Annotated in this window: 21 protein-coding genes and 1 riboswitch; of the genes, 8 read left to right on the top strand and 13 right to left on the bottom strand. The window is 70.0% G+C overall.

Annotated features, from left to right (window positions below):
- Positions 1 to 14 precede the first annotated feature (14 nt).
- Positions 15 to 1,481: a M20 family metallopeptidase gene (locus WG923_RS04245; RefSeq protein WP_340349689.1), complete on the bottom strand. Its 1,467-nt coding sequence runs from the start codon at positions 1,479 to 1,481 to the stop codon at positions 15 to 17.
- Positions 1,482 to 1,603: 122 nt separating this feature from the next.
- On the opposite strand from WG923_RS04245, the gene WG923_RS04240 reads away from it, so the two are divergent.
- Entirely contained in the window at positions 1,604 to 2,374 is a 771-nt protein-coding gene (locus WG923_RS04240) for a DUF72 domain-containing protein (RefSeq protein ID WP_340349688.1), read from the top strand.
- Positions 2,375 to 2,504: 130 nt separating this feature from the next.
- Here the strand turns inward: WG923_RS04240 and WG923_RS04235 are convergent, their stop codons facing one another.
- Positions 2,505 to 3,098 carry an IMPACT family protein gene (locus WG923_RS04235; RefSeq protein WP_340349687.1) on the bottom strand — a complete coding sequence of 198 codons (594 nt, stop codon included), beginning with the start codon at positions 3,096 to 3,098 and terminating at the stop codon, positions 2,505 to 2,507.
- Between the two features lie 111 nt (positions 3,099 to 3,209).
- On the opposite strand from WG923_RS04235, the gene WG923_RS04230 reads away from it, so the two are divergent.
- Positions 3,210 to 3,668, top strand: a complete 459-nt coding sequence (locus tag WG923_RS04230) for a DUF421 domain-containing protein (protein WP_340349686.1) — start codon at positions 3,210 to 3,212, stop codon at positions 3,666 to 3,668.
- A 79-nt stretch (positions 3,669 to 3,747) separates the two neighbouring features.
- On the opposite strand, the gene otnI is transcribed toward WG923_RS04230, so the two are convergent.
- The 6 genes from otnI to metX all read right to left on the bottom strand — a co-directional run bounded on the left by otnI (position 3,748) and on the right by metX (position 9,448).
- Positions 3,748 to 4,554, bottom strand: coding sequence for a 2-oxo-tetronate isomerase (gene otnI, locus WG923_RS04225; protein ID WP_340349685.1), 807 nt, complete (start codon positions 4,552 to 4,554; stop codon positions 3,748 to 3,750).
- Positions 4,555 to 4,568: 14 nt separating this feature from the next.
- On the bottom strand, positions 4,569 to 5,579 hold the full coding sequence (denD, locus tag WG923_RS04220; protein WP_340349684.1) for a D-erythronate dehydrogenase: 1,011 nt from the start codon (positions 5,577 to 5,579) through the stop codon (positions 4,569 to 4,571).
- A 43-nt stretch (positions 5,580 to 5,622) separates the two neighbouring features.
- Complete coding sequence (gene chrA / locus WG923_RS04215) at positions 5,623 to 7,017, bottom strand: chromate efflux transporter (RefSeq protein ID WP_340349683.1); 1,395 nt, start codon at positions 7,015 to 7,017, stop codon at positions 5,623 to 5,625.
- Entirely contained in the window at positions 7,014 to 7,532 is a 519-nt protein-coding gene (locus WG923_RS04210; RefSeq protein WP_340349682.1) for a chromate resistance protein ChrB domain-containing protein, read from the bottom strand. Before WG923_RS04210 ends, chrA begins: the two co-directional genes overlap by 4 nt.
- An 82-nt stretch (positions 7,533 to 7,614) precedes the next feature.
- The gene (gene metW, locus WG923_RS04205; protein ID WP_340349681.1) at positions 7,615 to 8,199 is read right to left on the bottom strand and encodes a methionine biosynthesis protein MetW; all 585 of its coding nucleotides are present in this window, start codon (positions 8,197 to 8,199) and stop codon (positions 7,615 to 7,617) included.
- A gap of 79 nt (positions 8,200 to 8,278) precedes the next feature.
- Positions 8,279 to 9,448 carry a homoserine O-succinyltransferase MetX gene (metX, locus tag WG923_RS04200; protein ID WP_340349680.1) on the bottom strand — a complete coding sequence of 390 codons (1,170 nt, stop codon included), beginning with the start codon at positions 9,446 to 9,448 and terminating at the stop codon, positions 8,279 to 8,281.
- Between the two features lie 128 nt (positions 9,449 to 9,576).
- Here metX and WG923_RS04195 point away from each other — a divergent pair, with 128 nt between their 5' ends.
- Entirely contained in the window at positions 9,577 to 10,473 is an 897-nt protein-coding gene (locus tag WG923_RS04195; protein WP_340349679.1) for a formate/nitrite transporter family protein, read from the top strand.
- On the opposite strand, the gene WG923_RS04190 is transcribed toward WG923_RS04195, so the two are convergent.
- Positions 10,447 to 11,004 carry a TMEM165/GDT1 family protein gene (locus WG923_RS04190; protein ID WP_340349678.1) on the bottom strand — a complete coding sequence of 186 codons (558 nt, stop codon included), beginning with the start codon at positions 11,002 to 11,004 and terminating at the stop codon, positions 10,447 to 10,449. The genes WG923_RS04195 and WG923_RS04190 overlap by 27 nt on opposite strands.
- Positions 11,005 to 11,093: 89 nt before the next feature.
- Positions 11,094 to 11,237, bottom strand: a riboswitch (yybP-ykoY riboswitch).
- A gap of 120 nt (positions 11,238 to 11,357) precedes the next feature.
- Between WG923_RS04190 and WG923_RS04185 the strand changes: the two genes are divergently transcribed.
- The 3 genes from WG923_RS04185 (at position 11,358) to WG923_RS04175 (ending at position 14,017) form a co-directional block, all read left to right on the top strand.
- On the top strand, positions 11,358 to 12,560 hold the full coding sequence (locus tag WG923_RS04185; RefSeq protein ID WP_340349677.1) for an ammonium transporter: 1,203 nt from the start codon (positions 11,358 to 11,360) through the stop codon (positions 12,558 to 12,560).
- 230 nt (positions 12,561 to 12,790) lie between these two features.
- Positions 12,791 to 13,210, top strand: a complete 420-nt coding sequence (locus tag WG923_RS04180; protein ID WP_340349676.1) for an RNA recognition motif domain-containing protein — start codon at positions 12,791 to 12,793, stop codon at positions 13,208 to 13,210.
- Between the two features lie 273 nt (positions 13,211 to 13,483).
- Positions 13,484 to 14,017 (top strand): RNA recognition motif domain-containing protein, encoded by a 534-nt coding sequence (locus tag WG923_RS04175; RefSeq protein ID WP_340349675.1) that lies wholly within the window; start codon positions 13,484 to 13,486, stop codon positions 14,015 to 14,017.
- A gap of 141 nt (positions 14,018 to 14,158) precedes the next feature.
- Here WG923_RS04175 and WG923_RS04170 read toward each other — a convergent pair whose 3' ends face one another.
- The 4 genes from WG923_RS04170 to WG923_RS04155 all read right to left on the bottom strand — a co-directional run bounded on the left by WG923_RS04170 (position 14,159) and on the right by WG923_RS04155 (position 17,193).
- On the bottom strand, positions 14,159 to 14,932 hold the full coding sequence (locus WG923_RS04170) for an SDR family oxidoreductase (RefSeq protein WP_340349674.1): 774 nt from the start codon (positions 14,930 to 14,932) through the stop codon (positions 14,159 to 14,161).
- Positions 14,933 to 15,006: 74 nt separating this feature from the next.
- A complete protein-coding gene (lptC, locus tag WG923_RS04165; RefSeq protein ID WP_340349673.1) occupies positions 15,007 to 15,636 on the bottom strand; it encodes an LPS export ABC transporter periplasmic protein LptC in 630 nt (209 codons plus the stop codon).
- Complete coding sequence (locus tag WG923_RS04160; RefSeq protein ID WP_340349672.1) at positions 15,633 to 16,178, bottom strand: KdsC family phosphatase; 546 nt, start codon at positions 16,176 to 16,178, stop codon at positions 15,633 to 15,635. Before WG923_RS04160 ends, lptC begins: the two co-directional genes overlap by 4 nt.
- 1 nt (position 16,179) lies before the next feature.
- Entirely contained in the window at positions 16,180 to 17,193 is a 1,014-nt protein-coding gene (locus WG923_RS04155) for a KpsF/GutQ family sugar-phosphate isomerase (protein WP_340349671.1), read from the bottom strand.
- 46 nt (positions 17,194 to 17,239) lie between these two features.
- On the opposite strand from WG923_RS04155, the gene WG923_RS04150 reads away from it, so the two are divergent.
- Together WG923_RS04150 and WG923_RS04145 are read left to right on the top strand one after the other, a co-directional pair.
- Positions 17,240 to 19,228 carry a cation:proton antiporter domain-containing protein gene (locus tag WG923_RS04150; RefSeq protein WP_340349670.1) on the top strand — a complete coding sequence of 663 codons (1,989 nt, stop codon included), beginning with the start codon at positions 17,240 to 17,242 and terminating at the stop codon, positions 19,226 to 19,228.
- A 2-nt stretch (positions 19,229 to 19,230) separates the two neighbouring features.
- Positions 19,231 to 19,785, top strand: a complete 555-nt coding sequence (locus WG923_RS04145; protein ID WP_340349669.1) for an adenine phosphoribosyltransferase — start codon at positions 19,231 to 19,233, stop codon at positions 19,783 to 19,785.
- The last annotated feature ends 5 nt before the right edge of the window (positions 19,786 to 19,790 follow it).

Below are 19,790 nucleotides of genomic sequence, written 5' to 3'. Positions count from 1 at the left end.
CTGGCCGGGAATAATCAGGGCATCTGCGCCATCACCTCGGCCACGGCGGCCGTCAGGCGCCTGGCGTAGGGGACGTGCAGGAACTCGTTGGGCCCATGCGCGTTGCTGCGCGGCCCCAGCACGCCGCAGACCATCATCTGCGCCTGGGGGAAACCCTGAGACAGCATGTTCATCAGCGGGATGGTGCCGCCCTGCCCGATGTAGCCCACCGGCGCGCCGAAGTGCGCCAGCGAGGCCGTGTTCAGGGCCTGTTCGAACCAAGGCGTGGCGGTGGGGGCGTTCCAGCCGGAGGCGGCGCTCCCGGCCTCGAAGGTGACGACCGCCTGGTAGGGCGCGTTGTCCTCCAGCAGCGTCTTGAGTTCCTGCACCGCCTGCGCGGCATCGACCAGGGGCGGCAGGCGCAGCGACAGCTTGAAGGCGGTGTAGGGCCGCAGCACGTTGCCGGCGTCCTGCAGCGCAGGGAACCCTTCGGCGCCGGTCACCGACAGCGTGGGCTTCCAGGTGCGGTTCATCAGCGCTTCCACCGGATCGGTGGTGGTCGGCAGCGCGAAGGTGGTGGAGCCGCCGCAGTCGGCGTGGGCCCAGGGGAAACGCTTGTAGACCTCCTCGCCGAGGATGGCAGCGGTGGCCTGTGCCTGGGCGAGGCGATCCGCCGGCACCTCGCAGTGGAAGCTTTGCGGCAGCAGGCGGCCGGTCTTGCTGTCTTCCAGCCGGTCGAGCACCTGGCGCATGATGCGGAAGCTCGAAGGCACCAGGCCCGAGGCGTCGCCCGAGTGGATGCCCTCGGTGAGGACCTGCACCTTCAGGGTGCCGCCGGCCAGGCCGCGCAGCGAGGTCGTGAGCCACAGCTGGTCGTAGTTGCCGGCGCCCGAGTCGAGGCAGATCACCAGGCCGACGTCGCCCAGCCGCGTGCGCAGCGCGTCGACATAGGGCAGCAGGTCGTACGACCCCGATTCCTCGCAGGTCTCGATGATCCCCACGATGCGCGCATGCGGCTGGCCCTGCGCCTTGAGCGCCTGCACCGCCGCGATGCTGGCGTAGACGGCGTAGCCGTCGTCGGCGCCGCCGCGGCCATAGAGCTTGCCGTCCTCGTACCTGGGCGTCCAGGGGCCGAGGTCGGAGCGCCAGCCGGTGAATTCGGGCTGCTTGTCCAGGTGGCCGTACATCAGGATGGTCTGCGCGGCGCCCGCCCGGGTGGCTTCGATCTCGAAGAACAGGATCGGCGTGCGCCCGGGCAGCCGGACGATCTCCAGTTTCAGCCCCTCGACCTTCTGCGCCTCCACCCATTGCGCCGCGTTGCGCAGCACCGTCTCGATGTAGCCGTGCTGCTCCCACTGCGGGTCGAACCCCGGCGACTTGGCCGGGATCGCGATGTACTCGGTGAGCTGGCGCACGATGTCGCCGTCCCACTGGCGCGTGACCTGGTCCAGGGCACGGGCGCTGTCGAGAAGCGTGGAGGGGAGGTCGCGGGGCTTGTTCATGGGGAGGGCGTGGAAGTAGGGGCCAGGGAAACGGCCGGAATGGAACTGTACGCGGGGCGGGGCCGCTGGGCTAGGATGCGCCAATATTCCCCTGGCCCCCAGCCCGTACTCCCTAGCCCCTTATGGAAAGAATCCACGTCGGCGTCGGCGGCTGGACCTTCGAGCCCTGGCGCAACAACTTCTACCCGGCGGGCCTCGCGCACAGCAAGGAGCTGCACTACGCCAGCCGCCAGCTCACGGCGGTCGAGGTGAACGGCACCTTCTACAGCACCTTCCAGCCGTCGACCTTCGCGAAATGGCGCGACGAGACGCCGGAGGGCTTCGTCTTCTCGCTCAAGGCGCATCGCTTCACCACCCACCGGCGCGAACTGGCCGGCGCGGGCGAGGGCATCGCGCGCTTCATCGGCAGCGGCATCGCGGAACTGGGCGACAAGCTCGGCCCGATCCTCTGGCAGCTGATGCCCACCACCCCGTTCCGGCCGGACGACCTGGAGCAGTTCCTGCGCCTGCTGCCCGGGGACGTGCAGGGCCGGCCGCTGCGCCACGTGCTCGATGTGCGGCATCCGAGCTTTGCCTGCGAGGAATACCTGGACTTGCTGGCGCGGCACGGCTGCACCACGGTCTACACCGACTCGGACAAGTTCCCGGAAATCCCGCATGCGCGCAGCGACCTGGCGTACCTGCGGCTGATGCGCAGCACCCCGGACTGCCCCACCGGCTATGCGCCGGAGCGCATCACGCCGTGGGTGCGCGCGGCGCGGGAGTGGGTGGAGATGGGCGAGGGCAAGGAAGTGTTCGTGTTCTTCATCAGCGCCGCCAAGGAGCGGAATCCGGCGGCGGCGATGGAGTTCCTGCGGCAGCTGCGAAGCGACGACGAGGCGCCGGCTTCGTAGGCTGGTGGTGACGCGCGTGCGAGCGCTGCAAGGCAGCGCGTAGTCCGACCCGGTAGCGTCGGTCAGCGCCGGAACCCCGGCGCTTCGCTGCGCTCGCTTGTTCGCTGGGGTTCGCAGGCTCACCGCCAGCCTACGCGTCCGCCTCCAGCCACTGCAGCTGCCCCTGCCCCGATTCGTTCAGGCGCGCACGCAGTCCGGCCGCCGCATCCTCCGTCACCCCGAACGCGATCCGCACCGCCTGCTCGTGCCGCACCTCGCCCAGCGTGGCGCCGGCCTCCTGCAGTTCCCGTCGCACCATGCCCTCCATCGAGTACGGCACGCAACAGGCGAACTGCAGCGTCCGCCGCAGCGGCAGCTTCTCCGCATTCAGCAGGGCCTGGGCCACTGCATCGGTGTACGCCCGCACCAGTCCGCCGGCCCCGAGCTTCACGCCGCCGAAATAGCGCACCACGGTCGCCAGCACGCCTTCGAGCTGCTGGTGCCGCAGCACCTCCAGCATCGGCCGGCCCGCCGTGCCGCCGGGCTCGCCGTCGTCGTTGGCCGCGGACTGGCCGCCCGCCAGCAGCGCCCAGCACACATGCGCGGCGCCCGGGTGCTGCGCGCGCAGCGCCTCCACCACCTGCTGCGCCTCGGGGCGCCCCGCCACCGGCTGCACGCAGCCGATGAAGCGGCTCTTCTTGATCACGAGCTCGCTGTGGACGGGGCGCGCCAGGGTCAGGGCCATCGGCCGAGCGTAACGCAGCATTGCCGCACACCCGCGGGCGCTGCCGTCCGACATGGCTGAGCCATGCCGCCTGCTCCACTCGGGCAAACGTCACACAGCGGAGAACGACAGATGTTCGACATGGACCTGCCCTGGTGGGAGTTCATCGTGCGCGCCGGCGTGGTCTACCTCGTCCTGCTGGCGATGGTCCGCATCAGCGGCAAGCGCACCGTGGGCCAGTTCACGCCCTTCGACCTCGTCGTGGTGATGCTGCTGTCCGAAGCCGTCAGCGGCTCGATCAACGGCCAGGACGCCTCGCTGCCCGGCGGCCTCATCGCCGCCGCCACCCTGATCGCGCTGGACATGCTGATCGCCGTCGGCAGCTCGCGCAGCCGCCGCTTCGACGCCGCGATGCAGGGCAAGCCCGTGCTGGTCGGCCGCGACGGCGTGATCTACGACGACGTGCTCAGGAGCCAGCGGGTGCCGCGCAGCGACATCGACAAGGCCCTGCGCGACGCCGACTGCGAGATCGAGGACATGCGCATGGCCATCCTCGAGGCGGACGGCAACATCAACATCATGCGAAAGTAGGCTGGCGCTGGAGCGATAGCGCAAGCCCAGCGATGCGCGAAGCGCTGGGCTTCGCGCGCTGGCGCGGCTCAGCGCCAGCCTACGATTTCCGCATCCAGCCCAGTCCGGCGGACGTGCCGCCCGGCTGCGCGCCGCGCGCGGGCCGGTACTCGCAGCCCACCCAGCCGTCCCAGCCGCAGGCAGCCGAGACCTCGTCGATCACCGAGAACAGGTAGTCGTAGTTCAGCTCGCCCAGGTCCGGCTCGTGCCGCATCGGCACGCCGGCGAGCTGGAAGTGGCCCACGCGGCCCGTCGGCAGGTACTGCCGGATCTTCATCGCGACATCGCCCTCGACGATCTGGCAGTGGTACAGGTCCATCTGCACCTGCACGTTCAGCGCCGAGATCTCCGACAGGAGCTGGTGCGCCTCGTCCTGGCGATTGAGGAAGAAGCCGGGGATGTCGCGCGTGTTGATCGGCTCCAGCAGCAGGTTCACGCCCTGCTGCGCGGCCTCGCGCGCGGCCCAGCGCAGGTTCTCGATGTAGGTGGGGCGCAGCGCGCTGCGGTCCTCGCCCCCGGGCACGAGGCCGGCCATGACGTGCACGCGCGGGCACGCCAGCGCCTGCGCGTACTGCAGCGCGCGCACGATGCCCTCGCGGAACTCCTGCTCGCGCCCGGGCAGGCAGGCGAGCCCGCGCTCGCCCGCGTCCCACTTGCCGGGCGGGGCGTTGAACAGCACCTGCTGCAGGCCGTGGGCCTTCAGGCGCGCGGCCAGCTCCTTCGCATCGAAGTCGTAGGGGAACAGGTATTCGACCGCCCGGAAGCCGTCGCGCGCGGCGGCCTCGAAGCGGTCCAGGAAGGCATGCTCCGGATAGAGCATCGACAGGTTGGCGGCGAAGCGAGGCATGGCGGTTCCGTCCTTCAGCGCACCGGCAGCTTGACGGCCTGCGGGTTCTCGCGCACGTACTCGCGCACGATGCTTTCGAAATCCGCATCGGGCTGCAGGCCCAGGCCGCGCGCGCGCGTGGACTTCACGTCGCCCGGCCAGGTGCTCACGAGGCGCTCGATGGCGGGGTCGGGCGTCCAGTCCAGGAGACCGGTCGCGTCGGTGCCGGCCACGCGCTCCAGCGCCGCGGCCATCTCGCCCACCGTGGTGCGCAGGGCCGGCAGGTTGATCGCCGTCAGCGGGCCCCACTCCGCATCCGAGGCTTCCGCCGCGCGGACGATGCCTTCGATCGTTCGGCCGGGCGAAGCCAGCGCCACCACCGTTTCCGCCGCGACCGGAACCTGCGCGCGCACGCCCGCCAGCGGCTCGCGCAGCATGCCCGAGAGGAAGCCGGAGGCCGCGCCGTTCGGGCGGCCCGGGCGCACGCTCACCGTCATCAGCCGCACGCTGCGCGCGCGGATGAAGCCCTTGCGGCCGTAGTCCGCCATGAGCTGCTCGCCGATCAGCTTCTGGATCCCGTAGCTGCTTTGCGGCGTGGGCAAGGTGAAGTCGTCGATGCCGGTGGGCATGGGGCGATCCGGCAGCTTGCCGAACACGGCCAGCGAGCTGGCGAAGACCACGGTGGGCCGGGTGCCCAGTGCGCGGCAGTTGGCCAGCAGCGCGCGCGTGGCCTCGAAGTTGCTGCGCATGCCCAGGTCGAAATCGGCCTCGCATTCGCCGCTCACGGCGGCCGCGAGGTGGAACACGCAGTCGGTGCCGGCCTGCGGCAGCTGGCCGCCGGCCAGCAGCTCGTTCAGGTCGCCGCCCACGAAGCGCACGCGCGCGTCGGCCTGCAGGTCCGGCGGCGGCGGTGCGCGGTCGGTCAGGGTGATGGACGTGATGCGCTGGCTGGCGCCTCCGCCCGGCGCGAGCGAGCCCTTGGCCAGCAGGGTGCGCGCCAGCCGCGCGCCGAGGAAGCCGCTGCCTCCGGTGATCAGGATGTTCATGACGCGAATGTCTCCATGTCGTATGCGGCAAGCATACGCGGGCTCAGGCTGGGCCGGCCAGCCGCAGCACCATGCCCACCAATGCGCAGCTGGCGATCACGGGGATCACGCCGGCCTTGAAACGCAGCAGCGCGACCGCCGCGGCGAGCGCGAGCGCGAGCGCCACCGCGTCGACCGGCAGCCCGAGGGGATGCCGAGCCAGCGCGATGTGCACGAGGAAGAACAGCGCCAGGCTGGCGATGACCCCCACCACCGCGGCCGTGATTGCCGTCAGCGGCGCCGTGAAGCGCAGGTCGCCGTGCGTGGATTCCACCAGCGGCCCGCCGGCCAGGATGAACAGGAACGAAGGCAGGAAGGTGAACCAGGTGACCACCGTCGCCGCCAGCGCGGCGCCCGCGAACAGCGCGTCCGGCCCGAGCACCTGCTTCGTCCAGCCGCCGACGAAGCCCACGAAAGCCACGATCATGATCAGCGGGCCGGGCGTGGTTTCGCCCAGGGCCAGCCCGTCGATCATCTGCGCCCCCGTGAGCCACTGGAACTGCTCCACCGCGCCCTGGTACACGTAGGGCAGCACGGCATAGGCGCCGCCGAACGTGAGCAGGGCGGCCTTGGTGAAGAACCAGCCCATTTGCGCCAGCGTGCCGTGCAGGCCGTGCGTCGTCGCCAGCAGGGCCATCGGCGCGATCCACAGGGCCGCACCGACCACCGCCACCTGCGCCAGGCGCGCCTTGCGGAACAAGGCGTGCTCGGGCGTCGGCGTGTCGTCGTCGATCAGCGCCCGCAGGCTGCGGTGGCCTGCGGGAGCCCCTGCGCTTGCGCTTCCATGCGCGCCGCCCGCCGCGAACTGCCCCGGCGCGTAGCGCCCGCCTGCCGCCCCGATCAAGGCCGCCGCGCCGACCACGATCGGAAACGGCACCTTCAGCCACGCGATGCACGCGAAGCTCGCCAGCGCCACCGCCCACAGCAGCGGCACCTTGCGCGGGCTCTTCAGGGTGCGGCTGCCGATGCGCCAGACCGCGTGCAGCACGATCGCGGCCACCGCGGGCTTGATGCCGTAGAACAGCCCCGCCACCCAGTCGACCTCGCCGAACACGACGTACACCCAGCTGAGGGCCACGAGGATGAACAGCGAGGGCAGCACGAACAGCCCGCCGGCCACGATGCCGCCCCAGGTGCGGTGCATCAGCCAGCCGATGTAGGTAGCCAGCTGCTGCGCCTCGGGCCCCGGCAGCACCATGCAGTAGTTGAGGGCGTGCAGGAAGCGCCGCTCCGAGATCCAGCGTTTCTGCTCCACCAGCTCGCGGTGCATGATCGCGATCTGCCCCGCGGGGCCGCCGAAGCTGATGAAGCCGAGTTTCAGCCAGAACTTCAGCGCCTCGCCGAAGGGCACCGCCGTGCGCGGGGGCTCCTCCACGGCGGGCAGCGGCACCACGCTCACGCCGCGGGCTCCGCGCGCGCGCCCGCCCCGTGTGTCTCGTCGGGGCGCGAGCCGCACCAGGCATAGAGCGCGTCGTACACCGGCAGCGCCGCCTGCAGCATCGCGTGATCGTCGGCGTGCAGCTGCGACATCCCGAGCGAGATCGCCAGCAGGCCGGCCGATTGGGGCGCCAGCTGCAGCCTGTCGGTGTCGGCGCCGCGCACGATGGTGGCCAGCCGCGCCAGCGCCGGATCGCGCAGATCGTAGGCGCGCAGCAGCGCGTCGAAGCTGCAGCGCTCGCCTTCGTGCGTGACGGGTGCGCCATCGATGTCGTACGGCACCGCGTGCAGTTCCTCGGCGCGCGGGAAGACCTCGTCCCGCGGCACGTAGAAGAACTCCGCCCGCGGATCGATGAAGCGCAGGATCAGCCAGGGGCAGGCGATGCGGTCGATCTTCGGCCGCGCGCGCGTGATCCAGCGGGAAGGACGGGACGGGGCAAGGGAAGGCAGGGCGGTGTCCACGGTGTTTCGCTCCATGACGAAGATGCCAGCGCTTGGACGGGACACCGTCTTTCCGAGGGGACCGGGAGGCTGCGTTTCCCGATGCGGGAATCCTAGCCTATCCGCGTTCGAACTTGAAGACCGCGGTGCTGGCGGTGAGATTCGGCAGCAGGCGCCGCTCCTCGCCGTCCTGCAGCCCGAAGGCGTCGAGGATGGTGAGGCGGTTCTTGGTCGCCAGCACCTCGAAGTCCTTGTACGTGCCGACCCGGATGTTGGGCGTGTCGTACCACTGGTAGGGCAGGCGCTTGGTCACCGGCATGCGGCCCCGCACGATGGAGAGGCGGTTGGGCCAGTGGGCGAAGTTCGGGAAGGCGACGATGCCCAGCTTGCCCACGCGCACCGTCTCGCGCAGCATCCATTCGGCATTGCGCAGGTGCTGCAGCGTGTCGATCTGCAGCACGACGTCGAAGGAGCCGTCCTCGAAGACCGTCAGGCCCTGGTCGAGGTTCAGCTGGATCACGTTGACGCCGCGCTTCACGCACGCCAGCACGTTGGCATCGTCGATCTCGATGCCGTAGCCGCAGCAGCCGCGCTCGCGCTGCAGGTAGTCGAGCAGGGCGCCGTCGCCGCAGCCCAGGTCCAGCACGCGCGAGCCGGGCGGGACCAGCTTCGCGATCGTTCGCAGAGTCGCCTTGTCGGTCATGCTGCCCCCACGCTTGTCACTTCGTGGACGGCGCTGCCCCCCGAGGGGGCCTTCGCGCCTTCGGGCGGCCGTGCGGCGCTCACAGCACGGCTCCCGCAGGCTGGTCGGCGGGCGCGTCCAGCTCCACCGGTTCCGCCGCGATGCGGTCGAAATAGGAACGCACGACGGACAGGTACTTCGCGTCTTCCAGCAGGAAGGCATCGTGCCCGTGCGGCGCCTCGATCTCGGCGTAGCTCACGTCGCGCCGGTTGTCCAGCAGCGCCTTGACCATCTCGCGGCTGCGGGCCGGCGAGAAGCGCCAGTCGGTGCTGAAGCTCACGAGCAGGAACTTCGCGCGCGCCACGGCCAGCGCCTTGGTCAGGTTGCCGTTGGTGCGCTTGGCCGGATCGAAGTAATCCAGCGCGCGCGTGATCAGCAGGTAGGTGTTGGCGTCGAAGTACTCGCTGAACTTGTCGCCCTGGTAGCGCAGGTAGCTCTCGATCTGGAACTCGATGTCCTGCGTGGTGTAGCGCAGGTCCATGCCCTCGCGCAGCTGGCGGCCGAACTTCTCGTTCATCACGTCGTCGGAGAGGTACGTGATGTGGCCGATCATGCGGGCGATGCGCAAGCCCCTCTTGGGGATCACGCCGTGCTCGTAGAAGTGGCCGCCGTGGAAGTCGGGGTCGGTGACGATGGCGCGCCGTGCCACCTCGTTGAAGGCGATGTTCTCCGCCGTGAGGTTGGGCGCGCTCGCCACCACCACGGCGTGCCGCACGCGCTCGGGGAACTGCAGCGTCCACGACAGCGCCTGCATGCCGCCGAGGCTGCCGCCCATCACGGCCGCCAGCCTGCGGATGCCCAGGCGATCGAGCAGGCGCGCCTGCGCGTCGACCCAGTCCTCCACCGTCACCACGGGGAAGTCGGCGCCGTAGACCCGCCCCGTGTCGGGGTTCACGTGCATCGGGCCGGTGGAGCCGAAGCAGGAGCCGAGGTTGTTCACGCCGATCACGAAGAAGCGGTCGGTGTCCACGGGCTTGCCGGGGCCGATCATGGTGTCCCACCAGCCTTCCGATTTCTCCTGGCCCGCGTACACGCCCGCGACATGGTGCGAGGCATTGAGCGCGTGGCAGATCAGGACGGCGTTGCTGCGCTCGGCGTTGAGCGTGCCGTAGGTCTCGTAGGCGAGCGAGTAGCCGCGGATCGAGGCGCCGCTTTGCAGCGCAAGCGGCGCTTCGAACTGCATGGACTGGGGCGTGGCGATGAAGGACATTGCAAACGAAAAACCCGGCCCCGCTGAAGCGGGCCGGGTTCCGGCCTTCTTTAGCGGCATTTATTGAGCGCCCGCAAGCGAGGCAAATCGGCGCTTGCCTAGTATACGGTGCACGGGGAGGACGCGCGATGCCGACCGAACTGCATGGCTTCGACGCCTATGCGCCCGCCGAGATCGCCCGCCGGGTCGAGACGGTCGGCGTCGCCAAGGCGCGCATGGCGACGCTGCCGCTGCTGATGCTCGGCGTGCTGGCCGGCGCCTTCATCGGCCTGGGCTCGATGCTGTACGTGATCGTGCGCGCCGATGCCACCTTGGGCCTGGCCGCCTCGCAGGTCGTCGGCGGCCTCGTCTTCTCGCTCGGGCTGGTGCTCGTCACCGTCGCCGGCGCGGAACTGTTCACCGGCAACAACCTGCTGGCCATGGCCTGGGCCGACGGCCGCATCGGCACGCCCGAGGTGCTGCGCAACTGGGTGCTGGTGTGCTGCGCGAATTTCGTCGGCGCCGCGGGACTGGCGCTGGTGGTTTACGCGAGCGGGCACACGGCGATGGGCGCGGGCGCCATCGGCCGCACCGTCGTGCGCATTGCGCTGGCCAAGCAGCAACTGCCGGTGCACGAGGCCTTCCTGCGCGGCATGCTGTGCAACGTGCTGGTGTGCATGGCCGTGTGGATGGCGATGGCCGGCCGCAGCGTGGTCGACAAGACGGTGGCGGTGATCTTCCCGGTGATGGCCTTCGTGGCCGCGGGCTTCGAGCACAGCATCGCCAACATGTACCTGATGCCGCTGGCGATGCTGGTGCAGGAGACCGGGGCGGCGCCGGCGGTGACGTGGGCGGGGATGGTGGCGAACCTCGGCGTGGTGATCGCGGGGAACCTGGTGGGCGGGAGCGTGCTGGTGGGGCTCGTGTATCACGTCATCTATCGGCGCGCGGCGGAGGGGCAGGGCGCGGGGAGCGCCCCCACCCCGGCCCTCCCCCGCAGGGGGAGGGAGGAAGACGGGTCAGCGCAGGAGGGCCAGCACCCCTAGCACCAGGAACACGATCGCGCCGACCACGTGCACGGCGCGGATCGGGACCTTGCGGGTGATCGCGTCGCCGAACCACACCACCGGCGCGTTGGCGAGGATCATGCCCAGCGTGGTGCCGGCCACCACCGCGGCCCAGGCGTCGAAGCGAGCGGCCAGCATCACCGTGGCGACCTGCGTCTTGTCGCCCATCTCCGCCAGGAAGAAGGCGACGACGGTCGTCACGAACACGCCGTACTTCGGCGCGCTGTCGGCCGCGTCGTCGTCGAGCTTGTCGGGAATCAGCATCCAGAGCGCCATGGCGATGAAGGAGCCGCCCAGCACCCAGCGCAGCACGTCGGGGCCGAGCGCCGTCGTGACCCAGCTGCCCAGCGCGCCGGCCAGCGCATGGTTGACGATGGTGGCGACGAAGATGCCCAGCACGATGGGCCAGGGCTTGCGGAAGCGGGCGGCGAGGACGAGCGAGAGCAGCTGCGTCTTGTCGCCCATTTCAGCGAGCGCGACGATACCGGTGGAGACGAGGAAGGCTTCCATGCGAGAAGAGGCTCCGGCCGGCGAACACGCACCATTGACTGCGCGGCATCCCCGGCCAAAACGGAGGCTGCGCAGTCAAAGGTCTCGCCAAATGCGGGGTCCCCGGGAAAAGGCTTCAGCCCTTTTGCGGGGTGCCCTCTCGGATCGCGGGCGCCATGGAACGCGGGGTTCCAAGTCTGTTGACGCCAGCCCCTTTCGAGGATGAAGGGAGGCTACTCCCCAATGACTGGTGCGCATTGTACGTGCATCTGCTCATGCACGTGGATGGCTCAGTTATTGCTTTAGTTTGGTGCACAGGCCGAAGAACAGGCCAAAACGCACCACAACGAAGCATTTCATCCAAAGAGGAAACAATGGAAGCACTAAAACAGGGCTCGGACGTCCTGTTCATCCTGCTGGGCGCCATCCTGGTTCTCGCGATGCATTCGGGGTTCGCCTTCCTCGAGCTGGGCACCGTGCGCAAGAAGAACCAGGTCAATGCGCTGGTCAAGATCCTGGTCGACTTCTCCGTCTCGACGATCGCGTATTTCCTGGTGGGCTACGTCATCGCCTACGGCACCAGCTTCCTGGTCGGCGCCGACGAGCTGGTGGCCAGGAGCGGCTACGAGCTGGTGAAGTTCTTCTTCCTGCTCACCTTCGCCGCGGCCATCCCCGCGATCATCTCCGGCGGCATCGCCGAGCGCGCGCGCTTCGGCCCGCAGCTGATCGCCACCGCCGTGATCGTGGGCGTGATCTACCCGGTGTTCGAGGGCATCGCCTGGAACCAGCGCTTCGGCGTCCAGGGCTGGATCAAGTCGCTCACCGGGCAGGAATTCCACGACTTCGCCGGCTCGATCGTCGTGCACGCCGTGGGCGGCTGGCTGGCCCTGCCGGCGGTGATCCTGCTGGGCGCGCGCGCCAACCGCTACCGCAAGGACGGCGGGATCTCGGCGCATCCGCCCTCGAACATTCCCTTCCTGGCGCTCGGCGCCTGGGTGCTCACGGTGGGCTGGTTCGGCTTCAACGTCATGAGCGCGCAGACGATCGACAAGGTGTCCGGCCTGGTCGCCGTCAATTCGCTGCTGGCCATGGTGGGTGGCACGCTGGCCGCCCTGCTGCTGGGGCGCAACGACCCCGGCTTCGTGCACAACGGCCCGCTGGCGGGGCTGGTGGCCGTGTGCGCCGGCAGCGACGTGATGCATCCGCTCGGTGCGCTCGCGGTCGGCGGCATCGCGGGCGCCATCTTCGTCGGCATGTTCACGCTGACCCAGAACCGCTGGAAGATCGACGACGTGCTCGGTGTGTGGCCGCTGCACGGCCTGTGCGGGCTGTGGGGCGGCATCGCCTGCGGCATCTTCGGCACCAAGGCCTTTGCCGGGCTCGGCGGCGTGAACCTGGGAGCGCAGTTGATCGGCAGCCTCATCGGCGTGGCGTGGGCGCTGGTCGCCAGCTTCGTCCTGTACGGCCTCCTCAAGGCCGTGATGGGCCTGCGGCTGTCGCCCGAAGAGGAATTCCAGGGCGCCGACCTCGCGATCCACAAGATCGGCTCGACGCCCGAGCGCGAGCCGAACTGGTGACGCTGGGGGGGGAAAGGGTGCCTCAGGTGTCGCGCGGGCGCCGCAGGTGACACGGCGGCGGGGCTTCCGGGGCATCCCCGAAGCACACAAAGCCAAACCCAGCGCATAATGGCCGCCGTGCGTCCGCGAATGGGCGCACGAGTATGCGGTGTTTGTCGGTCTCGCGTGGTTGTTGATTGCGTTTGCGGACTCCATCGCTTTGCAGCGTTTCTTTTCTCAGGAGTCCTTGAATGGGCAACAAGCTTTACGTGGGGAACCTCCCCTATTCCTACCGCGATGACGACCTCCAGCAGGCCTTCAGCCAGTACGGCGCGGTCTCCAGCGCCAAGGTCATGATGGAGCGCGACACCGGCCGTTCCAAGGGCTTCGGCTTTGTCGAAATGGGCAGCGCCGCCGAGGCGCAAGCCGCGATCCAGGGCATGAACGGCCAGCAGATCGGCGGCCGTGGCCTCGTGGTGAACGAAGCCCGTCCGATGGAGCCCCGCTCCGGTGGCGGCGGCGGCGGTTTCGGCGGCGGTGGCCGTTCGGGCGGCGGTGGCGGCGGCTTCGGTGGTGGCGGCGGCGGTGGCGGCTTCGGCGGCGGTCGCCGTGAAGGCGGCGGCGGTGGTGGCGGCTACGGCGGCGGCGGCGGTGGCCGCGACCGTTACTGAACGCACGGACGCGAGTCCTCGCAATCCAACAAAGGGCCTACGGGCCCTTTTTGCATGGTGGCGCGCCTGCGGCACCATCGTTCCTTTTTTGCCGCGCCCCCGGTTTCGCCCCCTTGCCACCCTCCCGGCGGTGTGCTCCATAATGGCTTGGCGTGGACTGAGCTTTACACGCGGGTTGCGTTGGACAGGTGCCTTTCGCGTCAGTCGGTTGAATGCGTTTTCGGGACTCCATCGCTAATCGGTTCAATTGTTTTTTGTGGGGAGTCCCATTGAATGGGCAATAAACTGTACGTAGGCAACCTGCCCTACCAGATGCGCGACAGCGACCTCGAACAAGCCTTCAGCCAGTTCGGCCAGGTCACCAGCGCGAAGGTGATGATGGAACGCGAGACCGGCCGTTCCAAGGGCTTCGGTTTCGTCGAGATGGCCAGCGAGGCGGAAGCCCAGGCGGCCATCACCGGCATGAACGGCCAGCCCATGGGCGGCCGCAGCATCGTCGTGAACGAGGCGCGCCCGATGGAAAACAACCGTCCGCGCGGCTTTGGCGGCGGCGGTAGCGGCGGCTACGGCGGTGGTGGCGGCGGCGGTTACGGCGGCGGCGGCGGTGGTTACGGCGGCGGCGGCGGTGGCCGCTCCGGCGGCGGCGGCGGCTACGGCGGCGGTGGCGGCGATCGCCGCGGCAGCGGTGGTGGCGGCGGCGGCCAGGATGGCGGCTTCCGCAGCCCGTACGGCGCCGGCCCGCGTGGCGGTGGCCGCTCGGGTGGTGGCGGTGGCGGCGGGTACGGCGGTGGCGGCAACAGCTACTGATCGCGTCGCTGCGCGATGATGCAAGGCTCCTTCGGGAGCCTTTTGCTTGTGGCGGAGCGTCCTCCCCGTAGGCTGGCGGTGAACGCCGAAGGCGTGAACCCCAGCGCTGCGCGGGCGCGAAGCGCCGGAGCGCCCCCTTCCTCAGTCCGTATGCCGCTGCTTGCGCGCCCGGCCGACCAGCAGCCGGTCGAACACCGGATCCGGCAGCGCGCGCAGGATCTTCGCCACCACGCCCATCTGCCAGGGGATCACGCGGTAACTCCTGCCCGCCTCGATCACGCGCATCGCGCTGGCCGCGAAATCCTCCGCCCGCATCAGGAACGGCATCCCGTAGCGGTTCTGCCGCGTGAGCGGCGTGTCGATGTAGCCCGGCGCGATCGTCACCACCCGCACGCCCGTGCCGCGCAGCTCGCCGCGCAGGCTCTCGCAATAGCCGATCACGCCGGCCTTGCTGGCACAGTAGGCGGCATGACCGGGCAGCCCGCGGATGCCCGCCACGCTCGCGATCCCCACGAGCCGGCCGCTGCCCCGCTGCCGCATCGGCGCGATGAAGGGCTGGAAGGTCGCCGCCAGCCCCACGTTGTTGACCGCGAGAATCCGCGCCAGCACCCCCAGGTCCTCGCGCAGCGAGGTGTCCACGCCCAGGCTGATGCCGGCATTGGCGATCACGACGTCCGGCACGCCCAGCTCCGCCAGGCAGGCCTGGCCCGCGGCCACGATGCTGTCGATCTCGGCCACGTCGGCGGCGTACACGCGCCAGCGCTCGGGCGGCAGCCCCTGCGCGCGCGCCCACTCGGCCATCTCGGCGCCGCGCCGCGCCACCAGCGCCAGCCGCCAGCCGGCCTGCGCGTAGCGCGCGGCCAGCGCCTGGCCGATGCCGCTGGACGCGCCGGTGATGAACGCGAGCGGTGCCATTCAGCGTCCGCCAGCTGACGGGTCCCCCTGGAGGCAGGGAGTGACACGCAGTGAACGACCGTGGGAGCCCATGTCTAGGGGGCGGCGGCCGGAGCCTTCGGCTGCAGCGTGCCGCGCACGGCCCCGTGCAGCTCCAGCACACGCTTCTGGTTGTCGTACTCCAGGCTGTTGCCCTGGAACACGTCGGCGCCGCGCAGCAGCGTCACCGGCTTGTTGGACATCACCCGCTCCTGCTCCATGAAGGCATGCAGGAACTCGCCGCGGATCTCCAGCTTCGCCTCGGCCGCGCGGCGCGCCGGCGGCGCCTCGCGGGTGACCACCGCATCGCCGATCAGCTGCACCTGCGAGCCGTCCGCGTTGCTGACGCCGCGCTTGGCGGTCGCGACCACCACCGCGCCTTCCTCGCTGAACGAACGGATGCGCGGCTCGTCGATCTCCAGCGTGTCGGTGTCGGCGTAGTGGCGCGCCTCGATGCCGCGGATCTCGCTCTTCAGGCGCCCCGCCGCATCGAAGGACTTGACCGAGAAGCCGCGCAGGAAGTAGTCGGGGTCGTGGGTGGGCGGCGCTTCGGGCGCGCTCGGCGCGAACACCGGCGTGGTGCGCGCGAGCCAGTAGGTGCCCAGCGCCAGCAGGCCCATCAGGATGATCGGCAGGTAGATCGTGATCCGGTCCCAGGCACGGCCGAAACCGCGCAGCGGCGTCACCCGTAGGCCTCCAGCAGCTGCGCGTACCGGCCGCTGGCGACCAGCAGCAGGTCGCAGAACTCGCGCGCCGCGCCCTGGCCGGCCGCAGCCTGCGTGACGTAGCGGGCGCAGGCCCGCACCTCGATGTGCGCATGCGGCGGCGCCACGGGGAAGGCGCAGCGCCGCAGCACCGGCAGGTCGGGCCAGTCGTCGCCCATCGCGGCGGCCTGCGGCCAGTCGAAGCCGAGTTCCGCCAGCGTCTTCTGCGCCGCCGGCAGCTTGTCCTCCGTGCCGTAGTGCACGTGCTGCACGGCCAGCGCCTCCAGGCGCCGCCGCAAGGGCCGCGAATCACGGCCGGTGATCACCACCGGCGTGATGCCGGCGCGCTGCAGCAGCTTCAGGCCGAGCCCGTCGAGGATGTGGAAGCGCTTGAGCGTCTCGCCTTCGTCGGACAGGAGCAGGCCGCCATCGGTCATCACGCCGTCGACGTCGAAGAAGGCGACGCGGATGCCCTGCGCGGCCAGCAGCAGTTCGGGGGCGAAGGTGAGCGCCGGGGTGGTCACTTCAGATGACCTTCGCGCGCATCAGGTCGTTGCTGTTGACGGCGCCCACGAGGATGCCGTCGCCGTCGACGACCAGCACGCTGGTGATGCGGTGCGCCTCCATCATCTGCGCGGCCTCGGCCGCCAGGGCGTCCACCGAGATCGTCCGCGGGTTCGGGTGCATCACCTCGCGCGCCTTCACCTGGCGCAGGTCCGCGCCCTTCTCGATCAGGCGGCGCAGGTCGCCGTCGGTGAAGATGCCCAGCACGCGGCCGGCCTCGTCGACGATCGCGGAGGCGCCCAGGCCCTTGGCGCTCATCTCGCGCATCAGTTGCGTGAAGCCCGCTTCGGGCAGCACGGCGGGCACGGACTCGCCGGTGCGCATCACGTCGGTCAGGTGCGTCAGCAGCTTGCGGCCGAGCGCGCCGCCCGGATGCGAGCGGGCGAAATCCTCGGGCCGGAAGCCGCGCGCGTCGAGCAGGGCCACCGCCAGCGCATCGCCCAGCGCCAGCTGCGCGGTGGTGCTGGCCGTGGGCGCCAGGTTCAGGGGGCAGGCTTCCTTTTCCACGCCGCTGTCGAGCACGATGTCCGCGTGGCGCGCCAGCGTCGAAGTCGCCTTGCCCGTCATCGCGACCAGCGGCACGCCCAGGCGCTTGAGCACGGGCAGGATCGCCGTGAGCTCGTCGCTCTCGCCGCCGTTGGAGATGGCCAGCACCAGGTCGACCGGCTTGATCATGCCCAAGTCGCCGTGGCTCGCCTCGGCCGGATGCACGAACATCGCCGCCGTGCCGGTGGAGGCGAGGGTGGCGGCGATCTTGCGGCCGATGTGGCCGCTCTTGCCCATGCCCATCACGACCACGCGGCCGCGCACGGTGAGCATGGCCTGCACGGCCTGCACGAAGCTCTCGCCCAGGCGCGATTCCAGGCCGAGCAGCGCCGCCGATTCGATCTGCAGGGTTTCCCGGGCCAACCGCATCACCCGCGCGGGCTCGAAGGAAGCCTGCTGCTCAGGTAAGGAAGTGGCTGCGACCGTCATCCACGGATTCTAGGGGGACCGGATTGCCGTCAGCTAGCATCCCCACATGACCTCGCTCGAGCTGACGCTCCTGTACCTGCTGGCCGCCGTGCTGGGGGTGGTGGTGTGCCGGCTGGCGCGGCTGCCGCCCATGCTCGGCTACCTCGTGGTGGGGGTGGTGATCGGGCCCAACGCGCTGGCGCTGGCCGACGACTCGGACAGCGTGCGCCACCTCGGCGAGTTCGGCGTGGTGTTCCTGATGTTCGTGATCGGGCTGGAGTTCAACCTCGGCAAGCTGCGCGCCATGCGCACGCACGTGTTCGGGCTGGGCCTGTCGCAGGTGCTCATGACGGTGATCCCGGCGACCATCGGCACCTTCGCGCTGACGTACTACCTGCCCAGGTTCGCGCCGATGGGATGGCAGAGCGCGCTGGCCCTGTCCGGCGCGCTGGCCATGAGCAGCACCGCGATCGTGGTCAAGATGATGTCCGACCGGCTCGAGCTGGAGAGCGAGCACGGCAAGCGCGTGATCGGCGTGCTGCTGTTCCAGGACCTCGCGGTGGTGCCGCTGCTGGTGCTGATCCCCGCGCTGGGCAGCCCGCCCGAAGTGCTGCTGCGCGAGGTCGCCATCGCGGCGGTGAAGGCGGCCGTGCTGATCGCGCTGCTGCTCGCCGGCGGCCAGCGCCTGATGCGCTGGTGGCTCACGCTGGTGGCGCGCCGCAAGAGCGACGAGCTGTTCGTGCTGAACATGCTGCTGGTGACGCTGGGCCTGGCGTGGCTCACCGAACTCGCGGGCCTGTCGCTGGCGCTGGGCGCCTTCATCGCCGGCATCCTGATCTCCGAGACCGAATACAAGGTGATGGTCGAGGCGGACATCCGGCCCTTCCACGACGTGCTGCTGGGCCTGTTCTTCATCACCATCGGCATGCTGCTGGACTGGCGGCCGGTGGCGGAGCACTGGCGGCTCGTGTTGCTGCTGCTCACGGTGCCGGTGCTGTTCAAGCTGCTGCTGGTGACCGGCCTGGCCAAGCTGTTCGGCGCCACCGCGGGCGTGTCGCTGCGCACGGGCCTGTATCTGGCGCAGGCGGGCGAATTCGGCTTCGTGCTGCTGGCGCTCGCGCAGCAGAACGCCCTGGTGCCGCCGGAGATGCTCAACCCGATCCTCGCCAGCATGGTGCTGTCGATGATCGCCACGCCCTTCATCATCCAGTGGAGCAACCGCATCGTGATGAAGCTGGTGGCCAGCGAATGGCTGATGCAGTCGCTGCAGATGACGCAGATCGCGCGCCGCTCCATCAACGCCAACAGGCACATCATCATCTGCGGCTACGGGCGCTGCGGGCAGAACGTGGCGCGCATGCTGGCGCAGGAAGGCATCCCCTACATCGCGCTGGACCTCGACCCCGACCGGGTGCGCCAGGCCACCGCGGCGGGCGACTCGGTCGTCTTCGGCGACGCCTCGCGGCTGCAGGCGCTGATCGCCGCCGGCCTGGGGCGGGCCAGCGCGGTGGTCATCACCTACCTCGACGTGCCCGGCGCGATCAAGCTGCTCGGGGCGGCGCGCCAGCACGCGCCGCAGGTGCCGGTGATCGTGCGCACCAAGGACGACCGCGACCTGGAGAAGCTGCAGAAGGCCGGCGCCACCGAAGTCGTGCCGGAGACGCTCGAGGGCTCGCTGATGCTGGCCAGCCATGCGCTGGCCCTGGTGGGCGTGCCGATGCGGCACGTGATCCGCATCGTGCGGGACCAGCGCGATGCGCGCTACAGCCTGCTGCGCGGCTACTTCCACGGCGCCGACGACGACGCCGGCGCGCAGGACTTCGAGCAGGAGCGCCTGGCCACGGTGACGCTGCCGCCGGAGGCCGAGGCGCTGGGCCGCGCGCTCAGCCAGCTGGCGCTGGGCGGCCAGGGCGTGCGCGTGGTGAGCCTGCGCCGCAGCAACGGGCGGGTGGTGGACCCCGCCTCGGATCCGCCGCTCGCGGACGGCGATACTCTCGTCCTGTCGGGCCGCCCGGATACGCTGGCGCTGGCCGAAGAGATCCTGCTCAAGGGATAGAGATGCAACAGATTCCGTTCGGCGTCGGGGACTACCTGCGCAGCCACATCCGCACGGTGCCCGACTGGCCGGCCCCGGGCGTGCAGTTCCGCGACATCACGCCGCTGCTGCAGGACCCGAAAGTCTTCCGCGTGCTGATCGACGCCTTCGTGCACCGCTACATGGACCGCCGCCCCGACGTGGTGGCGGGGCTCGACGCGCGCGGCTTCATCCTCGGCTCGGTGATCGCCTACGAGCTGGGCGTGGGGTTCGTGCCGATCCGCAAGAAGGGCAAGCTGCCCTTCACCACGGTGGAGGAGACGTACGAGCTGGAATACGGAAGCGCCACGGTGGAACTGCACACCGACGCCGTCAAGCCGGGCCAGCGCGTGCTGCTGATCGACGACCTGATCGCCACCGGCGGCACCATGATGGCCGGCAAGAAGCTGCTGGAGAAACTGGGCGGCACCGTGATCGAAGGCGCCGCGATCGTGGACCTGCCGGAGCTGGGGGGTTCGCAGAAGCTGCGCGAAGGCGGGCTGCAGCTGTTCACCCTCGTGCACTTCGAAGGGCACTGAGGGTG

The sequence above is a fragment of the Ramlibacter sp. AN1133 genome (assembly GCF_037890035.1).
In the GTDB taxonomy this organism is placed as follows: domain Bacteria; phylum Pseudomonadota; class Gammaproteobacteria; order Burkholderiales; family Burkholderiaceae_C; genus Ramlibacter.
The sequence above is the reverse complement of the archived record's forward strand: the minus strand, read 5'-3'. Positions and strand labels throughout refer to the sequence as shown.

Coding starts and splice junctions, on each gene's coding strand:
- WG923_RS04175 (WP_340349675.1), top strand. CDS start 13,484: ATGGGCAATAAACTGTACGTAGGCAACCTGCCCTACCAGATGCGCGAC.
- WG923_RS04190 (WP_340349678.1), bottom strand. CDS start 11,004: ATGGAAGCCTTCCTCGTCTCCACCGGTATCGTCGCGCTCGCTGAAATG.
- WG923_RS04230 (WP_340349686.1), top strand. CDS start 3,210: ATGTTCGACATGGACCTGCCCTGGTGGGAGTTCATCGTGCGCGCCGGC.
- WG923_RS04180 (WP_340349676.1), top strand. CDS start 12,791: ATGGGCAACAAGCTTTACGTGGGGAACCTCCCCTATTCCTACCGCGAT.
- WG923_RS04145 (WP_340349669.1), top strand. CDS start 19,231: ATGCAACAGATTCCGTTCGGCGTCGGGGACTACCTGCGCAGCCACATC.
- WG923_RS04195 (WP_340349679.1), top strand. CDS start 9,577: ATGCCGACCGAACTGCATGGCTTCGACGCCTATGCGCCCGCCGAGATC.
- WG923_RS04235 (WP_340349687.1), bottom strand. CDS start 3,098: ATGGCCCTGACCCTGGCGCGCCCCGTCCACAGCGAGCTCGTGATCAAG.
- WG923_RS04185 (WP_340349677.1), top strand. CDS start 11,358: ATGGAAGCACTAAAACAGGGCTCGGACGTCCTGTTCATCCTGCTGGGC.
- metW (WP_340349681.1), bottom strand. CDS start 8,199: ATGACCGACAAGGCGACTCTGCGAACGATCGCGAAGCTGGTCCCGCCC.
- WG923_RS04240 (WP_340349688.1), top strand. CDS start 1,604: ATGGAAAGAATCCACGTCGGCGTCGGCGGCTGGACCTTCGAGCCCTGG.
- otnI (WP_340349685.1), bottom strand. CDS start 4,554: ATGCCTCGCTTCGCCGCCAACCTGTCGATGCTCTATCCGGAGCATGCC.
- denD (WP_340349684.1), bottom strand. CDS start 5,579: ATGAACATCCTGATCACCGGAGGCAGCGGCTTCCTCGGCGCGCGGCTG.
- WG923_RS04245 (WP_340349689.1), bottom strand. CDS start 1,481: ATGAACAAGCCCCGCGACCTCCCCTCCACGCTTCTCGACAGCGCCCGT.
- WG923_RS04150 (WP_340349670.1), top strand. CDS start 17,240: ATGACCTCGCTCGAGCTGACGCTCCTGTACCTGCTGGCCGCCGTGCTG.
- WG923_RS04155 (WP_340349671.1), bottom strand. CDS start 17,193: ATGACGGTCGCAGCCACTTCCTTACCTGAGCAGCAGGCTTCCTTCGAG.
- WG923_RS04210 (WP_340349682.1), bottom strand. CDS start 7,532: ATGGAGCGAAACACCGTGGACACCGCCCTGCCTTCCCTTGCCCCGTCC.
- metX (WP_340349680.1), bottom strand. CDS start 9,448: ATGTCCTTCATCGCCACGCCCCAGTCCATGCAGTTCGAAGCGCCGCTT.
- WG923_RS04170 (WP_340349674.1), bottom strand. CDS start 14,932: ATGGCACCGCTCGCGTTCATCACCGGCGCGTCCAGCGGCATCGGCCAG.